Here is an 18,483-nt window from a genome sequence, read left to right as displayed (position 1 = left end):
GGCTTATTCCTCGTCGGCATTCGATTTGAGGCGGGACAGACGCGCTTCGCTCCACTGCTTGAGCAGCAGGATGATCAGGGCCAGGGCCAGCAGCAGGCTGGCCACGCTGAACGCGGCGACGTGGTTGTATTCGTTGTAGAGAATCTCGACATGCAGCGGCAGGGTGTTGGTATAGCCACGGATATGCCCGGACACCACCGACACCGCGCCGAACTCACCCATGGCCCGCGCGGCGCACAGCACCACGCCGTAGATCAGGCCCCATTTGATGTTGGGCAGGGTCACGTGCCAGAACATCTGCCAGCCGTTGGCGCCGAGCAGGCGCGCAGCTTCCTCTTCCTGGGTGCCCTGTTCCTGCATCAGCGGGATCAGTTCGCGGGCGACGAAGGGCACGGTGACGAACACGGTGGCGAGGACGATGCCGGGCAGGGCGAAGATGATCTGGATATCACGCTCCTGCAGCCATTCGCCGAAGAAGCCCTGGGCGCCGAACAGCAGCACGTAGATCAGGCCGGCGATCACCGGGGAGACGGAGAACGGCAGGTCGATCAGCGTCACCAGGATGCTCTTGCCGGTGAACTCGTACTTGCTCACGCACCAGGCGGCGGCCACGCCGAACACCAGGTTGAGCGGCACCGAGATGCCCACGGCGAGCAGGGTCAGATTGAGGGCGCTGATGGCGTCCGGCTCGATCAGTGCGGTGAAGAAGGTGCCCAGGCCGAGCTTGAGCGCCTCGTGCAGCACCACCAGAAGCGGCAGCAGCAGGAAGATCGCGAAGGCCAGCCAGGCGCCGACGATCAGGGCGATGCGCCCGGCCGCGCTGCCACGTCGGGCGGCATTGGCGGCGGCGCTGGCCGACAGGGTTGTAGTCGTCATGGCGGCCTCCTTACGGGCGTTCGATGCGGCGCTGCAGCAGGTTGATCAGCAGCAGCAGGATGAAGGAGACCACCAGCATCAGCACGCCGATGGTAGTGGCGCCGTGGTAGTCGTACTGGTCGAGCTTGACCATGATCAGCAGCGGCAGGATCTCGGTCTTCATCGGCATGTTGCCGGCGATGAAGATCACCGAGCCGTACTCGCCGACGCCGCGGGCGAAGGCCAGGGCGAAGCCGGTCAGCCAGGCCGGCAGCAGGGCCGGCACCAGGATGTGGCGGAACACCTGGAACGGCTTGGCGCCCAGGCAGGCGGCGGCCTCCTCGACCTCGCGCGGAATGTCCGCCAGCACCGGCTGGATGGTGCGCACCACGAAGGGCAGGGTGACGAAGGTCAGCGCCAGGGTGATGCCCAGCGGTGTGTAGGCGATCTTGAAGCCGAGCCAGGTGGCGATCTGCCCGACCAGGCCGGCCGGGGCATACAGAGCGGTCAGGGCGATGCCGGCGACGGCGGTGGGCAGGGCGAACGGCAGGTCGATCATGGCGTCGATCAGCTTGCGTCCGGGGAAGTCGTAGCGCACCAGCACCCAGGCCAGCAGCGTGCCGATGATGCCGTTGAGAACGGCGGCGGCGAGGGCGGTGGAGAAGCTCAGTTTCAGCGCGGCGAGCACGCGCGGGGCGGTGACGATGGTCCAGATCTGCTCCCAGCTGAGCTGGGCGGCGTGGACGAACATGGCACCCAGGGGAATCAGCACCAACAGGCTGAGGTACACCAGGGTGTAGCCCAGCGTCAGCCCGAAGCCGGGTATGACGGGGGAAATGCGGCGTGACATTGTCTGTCCCTTATTCCGTTGTGAAGCGCCGAGGGCGGAACACACCCGCGTGAGCCGGTGTTGCGGTGAGCACGCGATTGTTCCGACCTACACACCAAAAAGCCACAGGTCGAGGTCATCGGCCTGTGGCTGCTTTCAGTCGCTTACTGCGCCTGGTAGATCTGGTCGAAGATGCCGCCGTCGTTGAAGAACTTCGGCTGTGCTTCTTTCCAGCCGTTGAAGTCCTTGTCGATGGTGACCAGCTTCAGCTGCGGGAACTGCTTGGCGTATTCGGCGGCGACCTTCTCGTCACGCGGACGGTAGAAGTTCTTCGCGGCGATGCGCTGGCCTTCCTCGCTGTACAGGTACTGCAGGTAGGCGGTGGCCACTTCGCGGGTGCCTTTCTTGTCGACGTTCTTGTCGACCACGGCCACCGGCGGCTCGGCCAGGATGGACAGGCTCGGCGCGACGATCTCGAACTGGTCGCCACCTTGTTCCTTCAGGGCCAGGAACGCCTCGTTTTCCCAGGCCAGCAGCACGTCGCCGATCTGGTTGTTGACGAAGGTGATGGTCGAGCCACGGGCACCGGTGTCCAGTACCGGCACGTGCTTGTACAGCTCCTGCACGTATTCCTGCGCCTTGGCGTCGCTACCGTACTGCTGCTTGGCCCAGGCCCAGGCGGCCAGGAAGTTCCAGCGCGCACCGCCGGAGGTCTTCGGGTTCGGGGTGATGACTTCCACGCCCTTCTTGGTCAGGTCGCCCCAGTCCTTGATGCCTTTCGGGTTGCCCTTGCGCACCAGGAACACGATGGTCGAGGTGTACGGAGTGCTGGATTGCGGCAGGCGGCTCTGCCAGTCGGCGGGGATCAGCTTGCCGATCTTGTTCAGCTCGTCGATGTCGCCGGCCAGGGCCAGGGTCACCACGTCGGCCTTGAGGCCGTCGATCACGGCGCGGGCCTGTTTGCCCGAGCCACCGTGGGATTGCTGGATGGTCACGGCTTCTTTGCCCTGGGCGGTCCAGTGCTTGTTGAAGGCGGCGTTGTACTCCTGGTACAGCTCGCGGGTCGGGTCGTAGGACACGTTGAGGATTTCCGCGGCAGCGGCGGCTTGGCCGGCGAACAGGGCGGAGGCCAGTGCGGCCAGGGCGAAACGACGAATGGACATGGTGCAGCTCCTGAATCTCGGGTGTTGTTCTGTGTTGGCTTATGGGCGTTGCGGAGGTGCCGTGGCGCTCACTGACGCATTCGCGCTGGGCAAAGACTGGGCCGCTGCATGGGCATGCTCGTGGCGGGTATGCTGACTTTCATGGGTGGCGCCCTCCGGTCGTCCAGTCGGGTTTCGCGGTGATCAGGCCTGCTTGGCGTTCTGGGCCTGCAGGCGGAATTTTTCCTTGCGCTCGATCTGCACCACCTGGCCGTTGTGCACGGTGATTTCCACCGAACCGAAACGCAGGTTCTGCAGGGCTACTTGGATTTCGCGCAGGATGCCGGCTTCGTCCTGGCCTTCGACGCTTCTGAGAGTGGCGCTCATGACTCTGCTCCTTGGATGGGGGCCCGGGGTTGGGCGTGGAGCGGATAGTAGGGGGCGTTTTATATTCTTAAAAAGAATGTTTTTTTCTTTATTTATTCTCTTGAGATCTATAAGGCCTCGGTATACCGCAGAATCTGCTTCGGGTTCCCGCTTCCTGACTGCGGAGTCGAAATTTCTGCCACTCGTCACAACACCCGGTTGCCACCATCGCCAGCGGGGCGGCTGGGCGCATAGTCTTAGTTCATGAACGTGACAAGGCGGCGTCCTATGGACGACAACGAGCAGGCTCCCAGCGAGCTGGAAACCCTGACCCTGGCGCTGCTGCACAGCCGCGGCGAGGTTGAGCGCCTGCGTGAACGCGAGCTGCTGGTGAGCAGCCTGCTGGCCGGTCTCAACGCCGTGCTGTGGGCCTTCGACTGGGAGCAGCAGAAGGTGGTCTACGTCAGCCCGGCGTACGAGCAGATCTTCGGCCGCAGCGCCGCGCTGCTGCTGGCCGACTACAACGAGTGGCTCAACAGCATCTACCCGGACGACATGGAGTACGCCGCCCAGAGCCTGGCGTCGGTACTCGAGGTGGGCTCGGTGGAGCAGCGCGAGTACCGCATCATCCGGGGCGACGGCGAGGTGCGCTGGCTCAGCGACAAGTGCTTCATCAGCCCGCCCAACCTGTTCGACGGGCAGACCCTGATCGTCGGCATCGCCGAGGACATCACCGAGAAGAAAGTGCTGCAGAGCGAGCTGCATCGCCTGGCCACCAGCGACGTGCTAACCGGCGCGAGCAACCGCCGGCATTTCTTCGACCAGGCCGGCACCCTGTTCGACGAGGCGGTCGCCAACGGCCGGCCGCTGTCGTTCCTGCTGCTGGATATCGACGACTTCAAGAAGATCAACGACGGCCACGGCCACCAGATGGGTGACCGCGTGCTGCAGCGCGTGGCCCACTGCGGCGCCTATGTGGTGCGGCGCGACGACCTGTTCGGGCGCATCGGCGGCGAGGAGTTCGCCATCGTCTTCCCCGGCTGCGACAGCGAGCAGGCGCGCCAGGTGGCCGAGCGCCTGCAGCGCGAGGTGCAGCGCCTGCAGTTCCACAACGACGGCGAAAGCTTCGGCGTGACCATCAGCCAGGGCATCACCAGCCTGCGCGAGGGCGACGAGCTGGAGGATCTCTACGCCCGCGCCGACGCCGCCATGTACCAGGCCAAGCGCCAGGGCAAGGACTGCATCGTCCTCGGCTGAGCCGCGCCTAGGGGTGCAGCCAGAAGGCGAACTCGGCGAACTGCTCGTCGCGCCACCAGTCGCTCCTGCCGGTGCCATAGCGGAAGTTGCTCGCCCCGGCCTGACTCTGCAGCGGGGCGGTGATGCGCCCAGCACTGTCGCGACGGGCATGTAGCTCGCCCGACTCCGGCACCACCACCACGATATGCCCGGATTTGCCGTCGACCTTGCGCCGCGCCACGATCAGGCCGATGGCACCCTGGTTGGCTTCCAGCTGCAGTTCATTCAGGTCGGCGGCACGGCGCCAGGCGAAGCCCTCGCCGAAATCGCGCAGCCAGCGGAACAGGTCGTTGGCCCGCTGCTCCTCGATGGTCTGCCCGTAGTGTGCCGCCACCGTCTCGCCACGGCCCATGCGCAGCAGCGCGCCGGCGCTCCACCAGACCCGCGGCAGGTAGGCACCGGCCAGGTGGCAGTAGTCGTGGGCGTACAGGTTGCAGTAGGTGCGGCCGTTGCCCGGCTGGTAGCGCAGGTGCGCGGGGTTGTCCACCGCCAGCCAGGCGATGATCGCCGCCAGCTCCGCGCGGCGCTGGGCTGCGTCGCTGCCCTGGCGCCCCGGCTGGTTCTTCTCGTTCAGCGAATGGGCGTTGGCCGCTTCGCTGCGTCTGGTCAGCGAGCCGCTCTTGCGCGGCATATGCGCCTCGGGCAGGCCCTGCGCAGCACTCGCCGGTGGCGCCAGCACGCTGCCGGCGGGCGCCGGCTTTAGGTAGCGCGCGGCGACGAAGCCCTGCAGCAGGGCGCCGCTGAGCCGGGTCTGGATCTCCAGGAAGCCATTCTCCTGGCGCCCGCCCACGGCCTGCACCAGCTGGCCGTCCGGCAGCGAGCCGCGCAGGTTGCTCGCCGGCCTGGCGGGTATCTCCGGGCTGGCGCGCAGGTTGAGCATGCCGCTGCTGACCTGCACCTCGAACAGCTTGCCCGCCGCACTCGGCTCGGCCACCGGCGGTAGCGGCGCCTGGCCGGGGGCCGTTGGAGCGCTCGGGCCGTCCGGATCGACCCTGTGGCACAGGCGGATGAAGTCGAACAGCGCCTCGCCGTAGTAGCGCGTACCGTCGAAATAGCCCTGCCTGAGTCCTTTGGACGGGGTGAAGCTGCCGCGATTGTAGGCGATTCCCAGGGCCGCCATCTCGAAGTCGCTCAGGCTGCTTCTGTCCGCCCAGCCGAGGCGGCGCAGCTTGGCGCGCAGCTCGCCGACCGCCTTGTCCAGGGCGGCGTCGAAGTCCGCGTAGCGGCGCTGCAGGAAGTAGTCCGGCTCCTGCAGGAAGAACTGCAGGTCGTACTGGAAGATGCCGAAGCCATGGCAGAACTTGCTCGGGTTGGCGGCCGCCTTGCGGTAATCGGGAATATGCTCGGCCATCTCCACCAGGGCCTGGCGCGCCAGGTCGAACATGGCCTGGCCGTTGGGCTTGCTGAGCAGCTCGGCCTTGGTCTGCGGGAAGGCGCGGCGCCCGGCGCTGGCGTCCAGCGTGTCGCCCACGCACAGCTCAAGCACCCGCGCCACCGGCATCTGCTTGCGCAGGCGGTTCCACAGGTAGCCGGTCTCCTGGCAGGCGATGGCGGTGAGCAGGTCGAGGGTGAGGGGCGTGCCACGCAGCACCGGCTCGATGCGCGGGCGGAACTCTTGCTTGAACCAGGCGATGGCCGCGGCATCGGGCATGGCGGCTCCTCCTCCGTGAGTGGAAACGGTCCTACGTTGGAGTGAGCGAGCAAGACCGGAGGGCGCCACTGGAACGACATCGGGACGATGCGAACAGGCTCAAGCAAAGACGAGCATGCTGGCCGCTGCCAGGCCGTTCGGCAGACGAGCATTGGTATAAATGGAATAAGTAAATGAATTCTTATTCCTTAACTTGTCATCCATCCCTGCCTAGACTGGCCTCCGGAACGTATCGAGGAGGCCCGTCATGGCCAGCCAGACCACCAGTTACCTGATCCTGCCAGGATGGCAGGGTTCGCCGGACGACCATTGGCAGAGCCATTGGCAGCGCAATCTGCCGCATGCCAGCCGGGTCGAACAGGCGGACTGGGACAATCCCGACCCGCAGAGCTGGGTCGCCGCCCTGGAACAGCAGGTGGCCGCCGCCCGCGGCCCGCTGATCCTGGTGGCGCACAGCCTCGGCTGCGTCACCGTGGCCCGCTGGGCCATCCAGGCGCCGCTGGCGTCCCTGCGCAAGGTGCGCGGTGCCCTGCTGGTGGCCCCGGCCGATGTCGAACGGGCCGGCTGCCCCGAGGCGCTGCGCGGTTTCGCGCCGATCTCCCGCGAGCTGCTGCCGTTCCCCAGCCTGCTGGTCGGCTCGGACAACGATCACGCCGCCAGCGCACCGCGTGCCCTCGAACTGGCCCGCGCCTGGGGCGCCCAGGCGGCCATCCTGCCGGGCGCCGGGCATATCAACGTGAAGTCCGGCCACCAGCGCTGGGAGCAGGGCTTCGCCTACCTGTACCGCCTGCAGCGCCAGATCGAGCAGCAGGAACGCCTGCGCGCATGAACGCCGGGTGCCGTGCGCCACGAATGTGCCCGCCGCGGCGCCGCGTCCCGCCCATTCCCATCTGAGCCGCCGCCAGTCGGCGGCTCGCCGTGACAAGAGATTCCGCAATGAGCCGCCCAGATTTCCCCCAGCAAGCCCTGCTGACCTTTGCCGACACCGAGAAGAGCCCGCTGAGCATCCGCGCCAAGGCGCTGGTGTTCGTCGACCCGCGCTCGCGCCAGTTGCGCGAGCAGGCCAATGCCCTGGCCACCGCCGAACTGCCGGTACTGATCCTCGGTGAAACCGGCACCGGCAAGGAGCTGCTGGCCCGCCACGTGCACCGCGAGAGCGAGCGTGGCGGCCTGTTCGTCGCCGTCAACTGCGGCGCGATCAGCCCGCAGTGGGGCGAGGCCGAGCTGTTCGGCCATGCCGCCGGGGCCTATTCCGGCGCCGCCAGCAGCCGCGCCGGCTGGTTCGGTTCGGCCAACGGCGGCACCCTCTACCTGGACGAGATCGGCGATTTGCCGCTGGCGCTGCAGGGCAAGCTGCTCAGCGCCCTGGAGACCCGCGAGGTGCAGCGCGTCGGCGGGCAGCAGGCGACGCCGGTGGACGCGCGCCTGGTGGCCGCCACCAGCATCGACCTGGCCCAGGCGGTGGCCGCCGGCAAGTTCAACGAGCGGCTGTTCCTCTACCTCAACGAAGGACGCCTGGAACTGCCGGCACTGCGCGAGCGGCCGGGCGACATCCTGCCGCTGGCCGAGTACTTCCTCGGCATCTATGCCCAGCGCCTGGGCCTGGATATCCCGCAGATCGGCCTGGATGCCCAGGCGGCGCTGGAGGGCCACCCCTGGCACGGCAATACCCGCGAGCTGGAGAACGTCATCCACTTCGCCCTGCTGGTGAGCAGCGGCGAGGAGATCCTGCCGCAGCACCTCAATCTGCCGGCGGGCTCGCCGCTACAGGCCATCGAGCGTCAGCTGGCGCTGCTCAGTGGCGCGGAGCTGGAGCTGCTGCGCCAGCGCCTGGCGATCTACTCGCCGAGCTGCTCCAGCCACTGCGCCTCCAGCTCGGCGACCTTGGCCACCGAGGGGCGCGCGGCGATGCGCTCGACGTAGGCCTGGATCACCGGCAGCGCCGGCACCACGCCGAAACCGACCGTCCATTTCAGCGCCGTGCCCCAGAGGATGTCGGCGCTGCTCAAGCGCTCGCCGAGCAGGTAGGGCCCCTGTTCCAGCTGCTGCACCAGGGTGCCGAGCATGGTGTCGAAGTCGCCGTAGGGGCTCATCGACTGCGGCGGCACATGCTGCTGGGCGCGGTCGGCGATGGCCGGCTCGAAGCTCGAACCGTAGAACACCAGCCAGCGCAGCCAGGCGCCGCGCTGCGGGTCGCCCAGCGGCGGGGTGAGGCCGGCTTCCGGATACAGATCGCTGAGGTAGATGAATACCGCGCCCTGCTCGGTGATCAGGGTGTTGCCGTGGAGAATGGCCGGCACCTTGCCCATCGGATTGATCGCCAGGTACTCCGCCTGGCGCGTCTGGCCCTGCTTGATGCTGAGCAGGCGTGGGCGGTAGTCGGCGTGCAGCTCCTGGAGCAGGATGGCGGTGCCGGTAGAGCGGCTGCGCGGCGAGTGAAAGAAGGTGATGCGGCGATCCTGTTGCATGACGGCCTCCGGTCTGGTCGGGTAGTGAACCCTAGTCCAGGCCAGAGGCCGCTGTCGGGATGGCGGATGAAAGGCGCGGGCCGAGCGGCCCGCGTAGCCGCTTCAGCTCAGGAATACAGCGACGGCGTCGGCGCCACGCCGCTGGTTAGCCACTGGCCGATGTCGCGCACCTTGTAATCCAGCGGGTCGTGCAGGCTGTGCACCCGCACGTTGCGCCAGAAGCGGTCGAAGCCGTAGCGCGCGGCGGTGGCGCGGGCGCCCATGGCCTCGAACACCTGGCTGGTGATCTCCAGCGCCGCGCGGGCCGAGGCCACTCGCGCCTCGGCGATCAGCAGCGCCACCTCGCCGCGCTCGGCGGCGCCCAGGGCCGGTTTGTCCCAGGCCTGCTGTAGGCGCTCGGCGGCCTGTTCGGCCAGCAGCAGGGCGCCGCGATAGAGCAGCCACAGTTCGCCGTAGCGTTTCTGGATGAACGGGTCTTCGCGTGCCTCGTCGACTCCGGCGCCGGGCCAGGGGCGGGCCTGCTCGCGGGTGTAGCGCAGGGCGCCGTCCAGCGCGCCCTGGGCATTGCCCAGGTAGAGCTGGGTGAGGATCAGCTGCGACACGCAGACCCGCAGGCTGCTGCGCGGGCTCTGGCCGCCGGACACCAGCAGCTCGTCGCGGTCGACGAAGACGTTCTCGAACTGCACCGTGCCGCTGTCGGTCTGGCGCTGGCCGAAGGCATCCCAGTCGTCGTTGATGGCCAGGCCCTCGCGCTGCGCCGGCAGCACCAGGAACACCCGCTCCGTGGCGCTGTTGCCACGCGGCGCGCTGACCACCAGGGCGTCCGAGCCGAGGGCGCCGGAGCAGAACGACTTGCGCCCGTTCAGCTCGAAGTGTTCCTCGCGTGGCGTTAGGCTCAGGCCGAGGTCGCGGCCATTGCTGGCATTGCCCCAGAACCAGCGCTCGCGCACCGCGCGGGTCAGCCAGTGGCGCTGCTGCTCGGCGCTGCCATGCAGGAGGATGGTCGCTACCTGCAGGTGGTTGAAGGCTAATAGGTGGGCCAGCGAGCTGTCGGCCGCGGCCAGGTGGCGGACGATGCGGTAGATCTCCGGCCAGGCGCGTTCCTGGCCGTCGAAGCGTTGCGGGATCGCCAGGCCGAGCAGGCCGCTGTCGCGGATCAGCTCGCGTTCGGCCCGCGCGTGGCCGCCGCGGCGGTCGCGCTCCACGGCGCTCTCGGCCAGCTTGCGGGCCAGCCGTTCGACCCGGGCGGTGAGGTTGCCGAAGTCGACCGGGAACAGCCGCGCATCCAGCAGCGGTTCGGCCTGCGGGTGCAGATGACGGGCTTCACTGGCCATCGCGGGGCTCCGGCTGCCAGATGGCGACCTGGCTGGCGTCCACGCGCTTGGGCAGCAGGCCCTCGGCGAAGAAGGCGTCGGCGATCTTCTGTTGCTCGGCCAGGCTGCCCGGTTGCACGGCGCGCACCTGATAGCTGCGACGGCCGTTGGCCTGCTGGACGATGGCCGGGTCGAGGTTGCCCCACAGCGGGCCGAGGATCTGCGCGCCCTCGGCCGGGTTGGCGCGCAGCCAGTCGCCGGCCTTGACCAGCTCGGCGTATACGGTCTGCAGCACCTGGGGATGCTCGGCGGCGAAGCTGGTGCTGGTCAGGTAGTAACGCTGGTAGCTGGCCAGGCCCTTGCTGTCGGCCAGGGTGCGGGTCGGCAGCTGGCGCTGGGCGGCGCTGAGGAAGGGCTCCCAGATCACCCAGGCGTCGACCTTGCCGTTCTCGAAGGCGGCGCGGCCGTCGGCCGGGGTCAGGTAGGCCGGCTGGATATCGCTGAACTTCAGGTTGGCCTTGGCCAGTGCGGCGATCAGCAGGTAATGGGCGCCGGCGGCCTTGGTCACAGCCACCTTCTTGCCTTTGAGGTCGGCCAGGGCCTGCAGCGGCGAGCCGTCGCGCACCAGGATCGCCTGGGCGGCTGGCGAGGGCGCCTCCTGGGCGAAGTAGGTGAGCTTGGCGCCGGCGGCCTGGGCGAATACCGGCACGGTGTCGGCGACATCCGCGGACAGGTCGATATTGCCGACATTGAGCGCCTCGAGCAGCGGCTGGCCGCTGGCGAACTCGTGCCAGCTGACCCGGATGTTCTGACCGGCCAGGGCTTTTTCCAGGGTGCCCTGGCTCTTCAGCAGGCTGATCAGGGTGGAGGACTTCTGGTAGCCGATGCGCAGGGCGGTGTCCGCCTGGGCTGGGCTGGGCAGGCTGGCGAACAGGCCGAGGCTCAGGCCGAGGCCGAGCAGGGTGCGGCGGGAAAGCAGATGGCGGGACATGACAGGCCTCTTGTTAGGGCGCGTCCCGGCGGTGCGAGGCGGCGGAACACGGAAACTTCAGAAGAAACAGCGCGAAGTCCGGTGATCCGGTAGGGCACAAGCTAGTCGATCTAAAAAACAGGCTGCAAATACTTTTCGGGAATTAGCTTATGAGTCGGTTGGATGACGACTTATATTCTTTTTTGTTACATAAAAGTGAAAAACAATTCTTTTTGGAGATTATGAAAATCCCCTAGATTTGCCGCCAAGCCGCCAGCGGACCACCGCACCGAGCCCGAACTCTATAAGGGGCTCCATTGCCAACCCGAGCCCCAGACAACTAGAACAGCATCTGGAGCATCGAGCATGAACAAGTCGTCCCTGGCCCTGGCCATCGCCCTCGGCGTGATCGCCCAGCAGGCTTCCGCCGCCGGCTTCATCGAGGACAGCAAGGCCACCATCGGTCTGCGCAATTTCTACATCAATCAGGACACCCGCAATCAGGACGCCAACACCCAGGAAGAGTGGGGTCAGGGCTTCCAGTTCAACTACATATCCGGCTACACCGAGGGCACCGTCGGCTTCGGCGTCGACGCCCTGGGCCTGCTCGGCGTCAAGCTGGATTCCGGCAAGGGTCGTCACTACAACCCGGACTCGAGCAAGTACGGCGGCACCGTGTTCCCCACCGATGAAAACGGCCGCGCCGTGGACGATTTCAGCAGCCTGGGTCTGACCGGCAAGGTGCGTCTGTCGAAGACCGAGGCGCGTATCGGCACCCTGCAGCCCAAGCTGCCGGTCGTGACCTTCAACGACGGCCGTCTGTTGCCGCAGACCTTCGAGGGTGGCCAGGTCACCTCCGCTGAAATCGACAACCTGACTCTGATCGGCGGCCAGCTGGAACATGCCAAGGGCCGCAATTCGAGCAACGACGAGGGCCTGTCCATCGCCGGCGCCAACAACGCCGAGACCGGCCAGTTCAGCAACAAGTTCTACTACGGTGGTGCCGACTACAAGATCAGCAAGGACCTGCTGGCGCAGTACTACTACGGCAATCTGGACGACTTCTACAAACAGCACTTCCTCGGCCTGACTCATAACTGGGCGATCGGCCCGGGCGCACTGAAGACCGACCTGCGCTACTTCCACAGCAGCTCCGACGGCAAGAACTCCAGTGCCGAAGGTCGTGCCGATGGCTACCGCAGCAGCGGCTACTGGGCAGCCGGTGACAGCGACCGTGGCGAAGTGGACAACAACACCTGGAGCGCCCTGTTCACCTACAGCCTGGGCGGCCACGCGCTGAGCGCCGGTTACCAGCAGGTGGAAGGCGACAGCAACTTCCCGTTCCTCAACCAGGGTGACGGTGCCACCGCCTACCTGATCACTGACCGCCAGATCGGCAAGTTCCTCTCCGCCGGTGAGCGCACCTGGCTGGCCGAGTACGCCTACGACTTCACCAAGGTTGGCGTACCGGGTCTGAAGGCCACCGTCACCTACCTGTCCGGCGACAACGTCGATTCGGCCGACGGCGAGAAGAAGGAATGGGAACGCGACTTCCGCCTCGACTACGTGCTGCAGGACGGCGCCCTCAAGGGCCTCGGCTTCTCCTGGCGTAACGCCACCCTGCGTGGCAACACCAGCGCTGCGGACCAGGACGAGAACCGCCTGATCGTCAGCTACAGCCTGCCGATCCTCTGACCGGCAACGGGCGGGGCCATATGGCCCCGCCTTCTCCTGACCCGTCCGCCATCGGTCGGGAAGGTCTCATCCAGAGTCCAAGGAGATTCCCATGCAAAGCTTCAAGCCCCGTCATCTGCTCGCCGCCCTGCTGGCCGCCGCCCTGCCGGTCACCACGCACGCCGCCGAGCCCAAGGAAGTCCGTCTGGACTACGCCTATTACGCCCCCACCAGCCTGGTGCTGAAAGACCAGGGCATCCTCGAGAAACGCCTGGCCGCCGACGGCATCGCGGTCAAATGGGTGTTCAGCCAGGGCAGCAACCGCTCCCTCGAATACCTCAATGGCGGCAGCATCGACTTCGCCTCCACCGCCGGCCTGGCCGCCGTGCTCAGCCGCGCCAACGGCAGCCCGGTGAAGACCGTGTACATCGCCAGCCGTCCGGAATGGACTGCCCTGGCCGTGCCCAAGGATTCGCCGATCAAGACCCTGGCCGACCTCAAGGGCAAGAAGGTCGCCGCCACCAAGGGCACCGATCCCTACCTGTTCCTGCTGCGCAGCCTGCACAGCGTCGGCCTGGACAAGGGCGACGTGGAGATCGTCCACCTGCAGCATCCGGACGGCCGCGTGGCCCTGGAGCGCGGCGACGTGGACGCCTGGTCCGGTCTCGATCCGCACCTCGCCGCCAGCCAGCTGCAGGCCGGCTCGCGCCTGCTGTATCGCAACCTCGAGTTCAACAGCTACGGCGTGCTCAACGTCAGCGACAGCTTCCTCAAGGAGCAGCCGCAGCTGATCGGCAAGGTCATCGCCGCCTACGAGGAAGCACGTCAGTGGACCCTCGCCCATCCGCAACAGACCGCCGAGCTGCTGGCCAAGGAAGCCAAGCTGCCGCTGGAAGTGGCCAAGCTGCAGCTGTCGCGCACCGACTTCAGCAACTCGCAGCCCGGCGCCGAACACGTGACCGCACTGAAGGCCGCCGCGCCGATCCTGCTCGACGAGCAGCTGGTACGCCCCGGCACCGACGTGGCCGCGGTGGTCGATCAGCTGATCAGCCCGCAGGTGGCGGCCGCCGTCATCGGCCAGCCGCTGGCCAAGACGGAGCGCTGAGTGGTGATCGGCACCAGCCTACTCGCCCTGCTGGCCGCCCACGTCGCGAGCCGTCCGGCCGCCGCCGGTGGCCGGGCTCGGCTGCTGCCGGGCAACTGGCGCGGGCTGGTGCTGCCGCTGGCCTTGCTGGTGCTGCTGGAAGTGCTGGTGCGTCTGGGCTGGATTCCCGCCCACCAGCTGCCGGCGCCCAGCCAGATCGGCCAGACCCTCTGGTGGCTGGCTGCCGGTGGCGAGCTGTGGGGACATATCGGCGTCAGTCTGGCGCGGGTCACCGCCGGTTTCGCCATCGGTGCGGCCCTGGCCGTGCTGATCGGTGCCTGGGTCGGCCTCAGCCGGCGGGCCGAGGGTTACCTGGAACCGACCTTCCAGGCCCTGCGGGCGATTCCCAGTCTGGCCTGGGTGCCGTTGCTGCTGCTGTGGCTGGGCATCGACGAGACGCCCAAGGTGGTGCTGATCGCCCTCGGCGCCTTCTTCCCGGTGTACCTGGCGTTGCTCGCCGGCATCCGCAATGTCGACCGCAAGCTGGTCGAGGTCGGCCGTCTGCATCGCCTGTCCGGTGTCGAGCTGACCCGACGCATCCTCCTGCCGGCGGCCCTGCCGAGCCTGTTCACCGGCCTGCGCGGGGCGCTCAGCCTGAGTTGGATGTTCCTCGTCGCCGCCGAGTTGATCGCCGCCACCCGTGGCCTCGGCTACCTGCTCAGCGACGGCCGCGAGACCTCGCGCCCGGACCTGGTGATCGCCGCCATCCTGCTGCTGGCCGTGCTCGGCAAGCTCAGCGACGGCCTGCTCAAGAGCATCGAGGCGCGCGCCCTGCACTGGCGCGACAGCTTCGCCGGCGGGGAGGGCTGAAGATGAGCAGCGCACTGCTGGAGCTGCGCGGCATCCGCAAGGCCTTCGCCGGCCAACGGGTGCTCGACGATATCGACCTCAGCCTGGCCCCGGGCGAGATCGTCAGCCTGCTCGGCCCCAGTGGCTGCGGCAAGAGCACCCTGCTGCGCATCGCTGCTGGCCTGGACGACGACTTCACCGGCGGCCTGGCACACAACCCGTTGCTGGACTTCGGCGGCGGCAGTGGCATCGGCGTGGTGTTCCAGGAACCGCGCCTGCTGCCCTGGCTGAACGTGGCGCAGAACATCGGCTTCGCCGACGGTCGCCGCGCCGATGCAGCCTGGATCGAGCAGCTGCTGAGCGACGTCGGCCTGGCCGGCCAGGGCGACAAACTGCCCAAGCAGCTCTCCGGCGGCATGGCCCAGCGCGTGGCCATCGCCCGCGGCCTGTACCAGCGTCCGCAGGTATTGCTGCTGGACGAACCGTTCAGCGCGGTGGACGCCTTCACCCGCATGAAACTGCAGGACCTGGTGGTGACCCTGGCCGATCGCTACGGCATCGCCCTGCTGCTGGTCACCCATGACCTCGACGAGGCCTTCTATCTCAGCGACCGCGTGCTGATCCTCGGCGGAAGCCCCAGTCGCATCCAGCGCGAGCTCGCCGTGCCGCTACCCCACCCGCGCGACCGCCGCGCGGTGGAGCTGGCCTACCTGCGCGGCGAGGCGCTGACCGAGCTGACGCTGTAAACGATTCCTCAAGGTGGAAGCTATTTCCGGGCCCCATGGCCCGGTTTTTTTAGCTGCGCTGTAACGAGGAAGCGGCCAGACCCAGGCCCAGCGCCACCAGCACGCCGCCGATGGCCCGTTCGATCAGGTGCCGGCTGCGGGCGACGAAGCCGCGTGCGGCCTCCGAAGACAGGCCGTAGGCAACCAGGGCGAACCAGAACAAGTGCGCCGCAGACATGAACAGGCCGTAGCCAAGCTGGGTCAGGCTGGCGGTGTCCGGGCTGATCACCTGGGTGAACAGGGCGACCACGAACAGCGTGGTCTTGGGGTTCAGCGCATTGGTCAGGAAGCCGATGCGCAGCGCCTGCCAGTCGCTCAGCTGCGGTGCGGCCACCACCTGCTGCGGGTCGACCTTGCGGCTGCGCAGCATGCCGATGCCGAGCCAGATCAGGTAGGCGGCGCCGGCGAACTTGACCAGGTTGAACAGCAGGATCGACTGCGAGATCAGCAGGCCGATGCCGAGCATCGAGTAGGTCACGTGGACCAGCACGCCAAGGCTGATGCCCAGCGCCGTGAGCAGGCCGGCGCGACGCGAGAGAAACATGCTGTTGCGGCTGACCATGGCAAAGTCGGCGCCGGGGCTGATCACGGCGAGCAGGGTGATGGTGACGACCGAGACGAGTTCGAGCATGGTGCAGTCCGCTTTCCGGGTGGGCAGATCAAGATGGCGGCAGCCACCGTTTCCTGCAAGCCTGCGCTAGCGCTGCGCCAGCTGGCGCAGGTACTCCGCGCTCTCGGCATCGGCCGGGAAGAAGGTCTCCAGGGCCAGCTCGGCCAGGGTCACGTCGTTGGGCGTGCCGAAAACCGTGGTGGTGCTGATCAGGCTGAGCACGCCCTGCTCGGTCTGGAACTGCAGCGGCATCAGCACGCTCTCCGGCATCGGTTCGGCCTTCTCGGTCGGGGCCGGGTAGCTCAGCAGTTCTTCCTGCAGGGCCATCAGCTGCGGGTCGCCGCTGATGTCGATGTCGTGCTGCAGACGCATCAGCAGGTAGGCACGCCAGTGGGCCAGATTGAGGATGCGTGGTGCCAGGCCGTCCGGGTGCAGCGACAGGCGCAACACGTTGAGTGGCGGGCCGAGCAGCTCGGTCGGCACGCCGGCGAGGAAGGGCGCCACCGAGCCATTAGCCGCCACCAGGTTCCACTGGCGGTCGATGGTCAGCGCCGGATAGGGCTCGTGGGCCTTGAGCAGCTGCTCGATGGCGGCGCGGGCGGCGGCCAGGGCCGGGTCGTTCAGGCCGTGCTGGCTGTACAGCGGTGCGTAGCCGGCGGCGCTTAGCAGGCGGTTGCGCTCGCGCAGGGGAATCTCCAGCTGCTCGGCCAGGTGCAGCAGCATCTCGCGGCTGGGCAGGGCGCGGCCGGTCTCGACGAAGCTCAGGTGGCGGGTGGAGATATCCGCCTCGCAGGCGAGGTCGAGCTGGCTCAGGCGGCGGCGCTGGCGCCACTGGCGCAACAGGGCGCCGACGGGGTGATTGGCTGTGTTCATGGTTGCGGACGATAGCCCAGGAGCGTCATCGCGACCATTACCTGGCAGGTAATCGACTGGCATCCCACGCAGGGAGAACTCTATGGCCAGGCGCCAATCCGGCGCTGTCACCTGGAGGTTTTGCCATGACTACCCTGAACGCTTCTCCGCTGCTGCGTCGCGCCCTGCTCGCCGATGGCCTGATGGGGATCGCCAGCGGTTCGCTGCTGATCCTGCTCAACGGCTGGTACGCCAATCTACTGGCCCTGCCCGGCGATCTGTTGCTGGCTGCGGGGCTGACCCTGCTGCCTCTCGGCCTGTTCCTCATGTGGCTGGGCAGCCAGGAGACGGTCAGTCGCCGCCTGGTGTGGGTGGTGCTGGCGATCAACGCGATGTGGGTCATCGACAGCCTGGTGCTGTTGTTCTCCGGCTGGATCTCGCCCAACCTGCTCGGCCAGGTCTTCGTCATCGGCCAGGCTGCGCTGGTGCTGCTGCTCCTGGAGCTGGAGCTGATCGGCCTGAAACGCTCGGAGCCGGTGCTGGCCTGAGCGCCAATGAAAAAGCCCGGCGCAGGCCGGGCTTTATTTGCACGGGTGGCTTATTGGGCGGTGTAGATCTGGTCGAACACGCCACCGTCCTTGAAATGGGTGGCCTGCAGCTGCGGCCAGTCGCCGAAGGTCTTGGTCACGCTGAAGAAGCTGACCTTGGGGAAACGGTCGGCGAATTCGGCGAGGATCTGCGGATCACGCGGGCGCAGGTAGTTGTTGGCGGCGATGCGCTGGGCTTCCGGCGACCACAGGTACTTGAGGTAGGCCTCTGCCTCGGCGCGGGTGCCTTTCTTGTCGACCACCTTGTCGACCACCGTGACCGGCGGCTCGGCCTCGGCGGAGACGCTGGGGTAGACCACCTCGAAGCTGCCGCGGCCGAACTCGCGGGCGATCATCTCGGCCTCGTTCTCGAAGGTCACCAGCACGTCGCCGATCTGGTTCTGGATGAAGGTGGTGGTGGCGGCGCGGCCGCCGGTATCCAGCACCGGGGCCTGCTTGAACAGCTTGCCGACGAAGGCCTTGGCCTTGATCTCGTCACCGCCGTTCTGCAGCACGTAGCCCCAGGCGGAGAGGTAGGTGTAGCGGCCGTTGCCCGAGGTCTTGGGGTTCGGCACCACCACCTGCACGCCATCCTTGAGCAGGTCCGGCCAGTCCTTCAGTGCCTTGGGGTTGCCCTTGCGCACGATGAACACGGTGGCCGAGGTGAACGGCGCGCTGTGATTCGGCAGGCGCTCGGCCCAGTCCTTGGGCACCAGGCCGCCGTTGTCGGCCAGGGCGTTGATGTCGGTGGCCATGTTCATGGTGATCACGTCGGCCTGCAGGCCGTCGATCACGGCGCGGGCCTGCTTGCTCGAACCGCCGTGGGACATCTGGATCTGCAGCGGCTTGCCGCCCTCGGCCTGCCAGTGCTTCTGAAAGGCGGCGTTGTAGTCCTTGTAGAAGTCGCGCATCACGTCGTAGGAGACGTTGAGCAGGCTCGCCGCTTGGGCGGAGGTGGCGAGAGCGAAGCCGGCGGCCAACAGCGAGAGGGGCAATAGGCGTTTCATCTGACGTCCTTGGAAGATAGAGAGCGCCGCCGACTATAGAAGGCGACTTTTATTCTTTGAAAGAATAATTGATTAGATGCTTATGCTTTTTCGTTGCGATCCTTTATAGCTCTTAATGGAATAAATAAATCGTTATTTATTCTTT

The 18,483-nt window shown here is 67.0% G+C and carries 19 protein-coding genes; 8 read left to right on the top strand and 11 right to left on the bottom strand.

All coding sequences use genetic code 11. The annotated features are described in order from the left end of the window. Positions 1–3: 3 nt before the first annotated feature. The 4 genes from cysW to oscA form a co-directional block, all read right to left on the bottom strand. Complete coding sequence (cysW, locus tag OH686_RS11430) at positions 4–876, bottom strand: sulfate ABC transporter permease subunit CysW (RefSeq protein ID WP_289538720.1); 873 nt, start codon at positions 874–876, stop codon at positions 4–6. Between the two features lie 10 nt (positions 877–886). Next, positions 887–1,705 carry a sulfate ABC transporter permease subunit CysT gene (cysT, locus tag OH686_RS11425; RefSeq protein ID WP_137973779.1) on the bottom strand — a complete coding sequence of 273 codons (819 nt, stop codon included), beginning with the start codon at positions 1,703–1,705 and terminating at the stop codon, positions 887–889. Positions 1,706–1,848: 143 nt separating this feature from the next. Then, positions 1,849–2,847 carry a sulfate ABC transporter substrate-binding protein gene (locus OH686_RS11420; protein WP_137973778.1) on the bottom strand — a complete coding sequence of 333 codons (999 nt, stop codon included), beginning with the start codon at positions 2,845–2,847 and terminating at the stop codon, positions 1,849–1,851. A gap of 183 nt (positions 2,848–3,030) precedes the next feature. Next, complete coding sequence (gene oscA / locus OH686_RS11415) at positions 3,031–3,213, bottom strand: sulfur starvation response protein OscA (RefSeq protein WP_137973777.1); 183 nt, start codon at positions 3,211–3,213, stop codon at positions 3,031–3,033. Positions 3,214–3,480: 267 nt separating this feature from the next. Here oscA and OH686_RS11410 point away from each other — a divergent pair, with 267 nt between their 5' ends. Continuing rightward, complete coding sequence (locus OH686_RS11410) at positions 3,481–4,449, top strand: sensor domain-containing diguanylate cyclase (RefSeq protein WP_137973776.1); 969 nt, start codon at positions 3,481–3,483, stop codon at positions 4,447–4,449. A gap of 7 nt (positions 4,450–4,456) precedes the next feature. On the opposite strand, the gene OH686_RS11405 is transcribed toward OH686_RS11410, so the two are convergent. Beyond that, positions 4,457–6,139, bottom strand: coding sequence for an SH3 domain-containing protein (locus OH686_RS11405; RefSeq protein ID WP_289538715.1), 1,683 nt, complete (start codon positions 6,137–6,139; stop codon positions 4,457–4,459). A gap of 247 nt (positions 6,140–6,386) precedes the next feature. Here OH686_RS11405 and OH686_RS11400 point away from each other — a divergent pair, with 247 nt between their 5' ends. Continuing rightward, entirely contained in the window at positions 6,387–6,968 is a 582-nt protein-coding gene (locus tag OH686_RS11400) for an RBBP9/YdeN family alpha/beta hydrolase (protein ID WP_289538712.1), read from the top strand. Positions 6,969–7,075: 107 nt separating this feature from the next. After that, entirely contained in the window at positions 7,076–8,062 is a 987-nt protein-coding gene (locus OH686_RS11395; protein ID WP_289538709.1) for a sigma 54-interacting transcriptional regulator, read from the top strand. Here the strand turns inward: OH686_RS11395 and OH686_RS11390 are convergent. The 3 genes from OH686_RS11390 to OH686_RS11380 form a co-directional block, all read right to left on the bottom strand. After that, positions 7,978–8,607 (bottom strand): glutathione S-transferase family protein, encoded by a 630-nt coding sequence (locus tag OH686_RS11390; protein WP_289538706.1) that lies wholly within the window; start codon positions 8,605–8,607, stop codon positions 7,978–7,980. The genes OH686_RS11395 and OH686_RS11390 overlap by 85 nt on opposite strands. Before the next feature lie 107 nt (positions 8,608–8,714). Next, positions 8,715–9,941: an acyl-CoA dehydrogenase family protein gene (locus tag OH686_RS11385; RefSeq protein ID WP_289538703.1), complete on the bottom strand. Its 1,227-nt coding sequence runs from the start codon at positions 9,939–9,941 to the stop codon at positions 8,715–8,717. Further along, positions 9,931–10,911, bottom strand: coding sequence for an aliphatic sulfonate ABC transporter substrate-binding protein (locus OH686_RS11380; protein WP_289538700.1), 981 nt, complete (start codon positions 10,909–10,911; stop codon positions 9,931–9,933). Before OH686_RS11380 ends, OH686_RS11385 begins: the two co-directional genes overlap by 11 nt. 345 nt (positions 10,912–11,256) lie before the next feature. Here OH686_RS11380 and OH686_RS11375 point away from each other — a divergent pair, with 345 nt between their 5' ends. The 4 genes from OH686_RS11375 (at position 11,257) to OH686_RS11360 (ending at position 15,243) form a co-directional block, all read left to right on the top strand. After that, positions 11,257–12,585, top strand: a complete 1,329-nt coding sequence (locus tag OH686_RS11375; protein ID WP_289538697.1) for an OprD family porin — start codon at positions 11,257–11,259, stop codon at positions 12,583–12,585. Between the two features lie 91 nt (positions 12,586–12,676). Continuing rightward, complete coding sequence (locus tag OH686_RS11370; RefSeq protein ID WP_289538694.1) at positions 12,677–13,669, top strand: aliphatic sulfonate ABC transporter substrate-binding protein; 993 nt, start codon at positions 12,677–12,679, stop codon at positions 13,667–13,669. 27 nt (positions 13,670–13,696) lie between these two features. After that, positions 13,697–14,518 carry an ABC transporter permease gene (locus OH686_RS11365; protein WP_289538933.1) on the top strand — a complete coding sequence of 274 codons (822 nt, stop codon included), beginning with the start codon at positions 13,697–13,699 and terminating at the stop codon, positions 14,516–14,518. A gap of 2 nt (positions 14,519–14,520) precedes the next feature. Then, on the top strand, positions 14,521–15,243 hold the full coding sequence (locus tag OH686_RS11360; RefSeq protein WP_289538691.1) for an ABC transporter ATP-binding protein: 723 nt from the start codon (positions 14,521–14,523) through the stop codon (positions 15,241–15,243). 49 nt (positions 15,244–15,292) lie between these two features. On the opposite strand, the gene OH686_RS11355 is transcribed toward OH686_RS11360, so the two are convergent. After that, on the bottom strand, positions 15,293–15,913 hold the full coding sequence (locus tag OH686_RS11355) for a LysE family translocator (protein WP_289538688.1): 621 nt from the start codon (positions 15,911–15,913) through the stop codon (positions 15,293–15,295). A 66-nt stretch (positions 15,914–15,979) separates the two neighbouring features. After that, positions 15,980–16,765 carry an MmyB family transcriptional regulator gene (locus tag OH686_RS11350; protein ID WP_289538685.1) on the bottom strand — a complete coding sequence of 262 codons (786 nt, stop codon included), beginning with the start codon at positions 16,763–16,765 and terminating at the stop codon, positions 15,980–15,982. Positions 16,766–16,890: 125 nt separating this feature from the next. Between OH686_RS11350 and OH686_RS11345 the strand changes: the two genes are divergently transcribed. Further along, positions 16,891–17,292: a hypothetical protein gene (locus tag OH686_RS11345; RefSeq protein WP_289538681.1), complete on the top strand. Its 402-nt coding sequence runs from the start codon at positions 16,891–16,893 to the stop codon at positions 17,290–17,292. Positions 17,293–17,342: 50 nt separating this feature from the next. Here OH686_RS11345 and OH686_RS11340 read toward each other — a convergent pair whose 3' ends face one another. Beyond that, positions 17,343–18,338 (bottom strand): sulfate ABC transporter substrate-binding protein, encoded by a 996-nt coding sequence (locus tag OH686_RS11340; RefSeq protein ID WP_289538679.1) that lies wholly within the window; start codon positions 18,336–18,338, stop codon positions 17,343–17,345. Between the last annotated feature and the right edge of the window lie 145 nt (positions 18,339–18,483).

The sequence above is a fragment of the Pseudomonas sp. SO81 genome (genome assembly GCF_030374125.1).
In the GTDB taxonomy this organism is placed as follows: Bacteria; Pseudomonadota; Gammaproteobacteria; order Pseudomonadales; family Pseudomonadaceae; genus Aquipseudomonas.
The sequence above is the reverse complement of the archived record's forward strand: the minus strand, read 5'-3'. Positions and strand labels throughout refer to the sequence as shown.

Excerpts from the sequence above, each read along its gene's own strand:
- OH686_RS11360 (WP_289538691.1), top strand. The coding sequence starts at position 14,521 with ATGAGCAGCGCACTGCTGGAGCTGCGCGGCATCCGCAAGGCCTTCGCC.
- OH686_RS11395 (WP_289538709.1), top strand. The coding sequence starts at position 7,076 with ATGAGCCGCCCAGATTTCCCCCAGCAAGCCCTGCTGACCTTTGCCGAC.
- OH686_RS11345 (WP_289538681.1), top strand. The coding sequence starts at position 16,891 with ATGACTACCCTGAACGCTTCTCCGCTGCTGCGTCGCGCCCTGCTCGCC.
- OH686_RS11350 (WP_289538685.1), bottom strand. The coding sequence starts at position 16,765 with ATGAACACAGCCAATCACCCCGTCGGCGCCCTGTTGCGCCAGTGGCGC.
- OH686_RS11390 (WP_289538706.1), bottom strand. The coding sequence starts at position 8,607 with ATGCAACAGGATCGCCGCATCACCTTCTTTCACTCGCCGCGCAGCCGC.
- oscA (WP_137973777.1), bottom strand. The coding sequence starts at position 3,213 with ATGAGCGCCACTCTCAGAAGCGTCGAAGGCCAGGACGAAGCCGGCATC.
- OH686_RS11405 (WP_289538715.1), bottom strand. The coding sequence starts at position 6,139 with ATGCCCGATGCCGCGGCCATCGCCTGGTTCAAGCAAGAGTTCCGCCCG.
- OH686_RS11355 (WP_289538688.1), bottom strand. The coding sequence starts at position 15,913 with ATGCTCGAACTCGTCTCGGTCGTCACCATCACCCTGCTCGCCGTGATC.
- OH686_RS11420 (WP_137973778.1), bottom strand. The coding sequence starts at position 2,847 with ATGTCCATTCGTCGTTTCGCCCTGGCCGCACTGGCCTCCGCCCTGTTC.
- OH686_RS11340 (WP_289538679.1), bottom strand. The coding sequence starts at position 18,338 with ATGAAACGCCTATTGCCCCTCTCGCTGTTGGCCGCCGGCTTCGCTCTC.
- cysW (WP_289538720.1), bottom strand. The coding sequence starts at position 876 with ATGACGACTACAACCCTGTCGGCCAGCGCCGCCGCCAATGCCGCCCGA.
- OH686_RS11410 (WP_137973776.1), top strand. The coding sequence starts at position 3,481 with ATGGACGACAACGAGCAGGCTCCCAGCGAGCTGGAAACCCTGACCCTG.
- OH686_RS11375 (WP_289538697.1), top strand. The coding sequence starts at position 11,257 with ATGAACAAGTCGTCCCTGGCCCTGGCCATCGCCCTCGGCGTGATCGCC.
- cysT (WP_137973779.1), bottom strand. The coding sequence starts at position 1,705 with ATGTCACGCCGCATTTCCCCCGTCATACCCGGCTTCGGGCTGACGCTG.
- OH686_RS11380 (WP_289538700.1), bottom strand. The coding sequence starts at position 10,911 with ATGTCCCGCCATCTGCTTTCCCGCCGCACCCTGCTCGGCCTCGGCCTG.
- OH686_RS11370 (WP_289538694.1), top strand. The coding sequence starts at position 12,677 with ATGCAAAGCTTCAAGCCCCGTCATCTGCTCGCCGCCCTGCTGGCCGCC.
- OH686_RS11400 (WP_289538712.1), top strand. The coding sequence starts at position 6,387 with ATGGCCAGCCAGACCACCAGTTACCTGATCCTGCCAGGATGGCAGGGT.
- OH686_RS11385 (WP_289538703.1), bottom strand. The coding sequence starts at position 9,941 with ATGGCCAGTGAAGCCCGTCATCTGCACCCGCAGGCCGAACCGCTGCTG.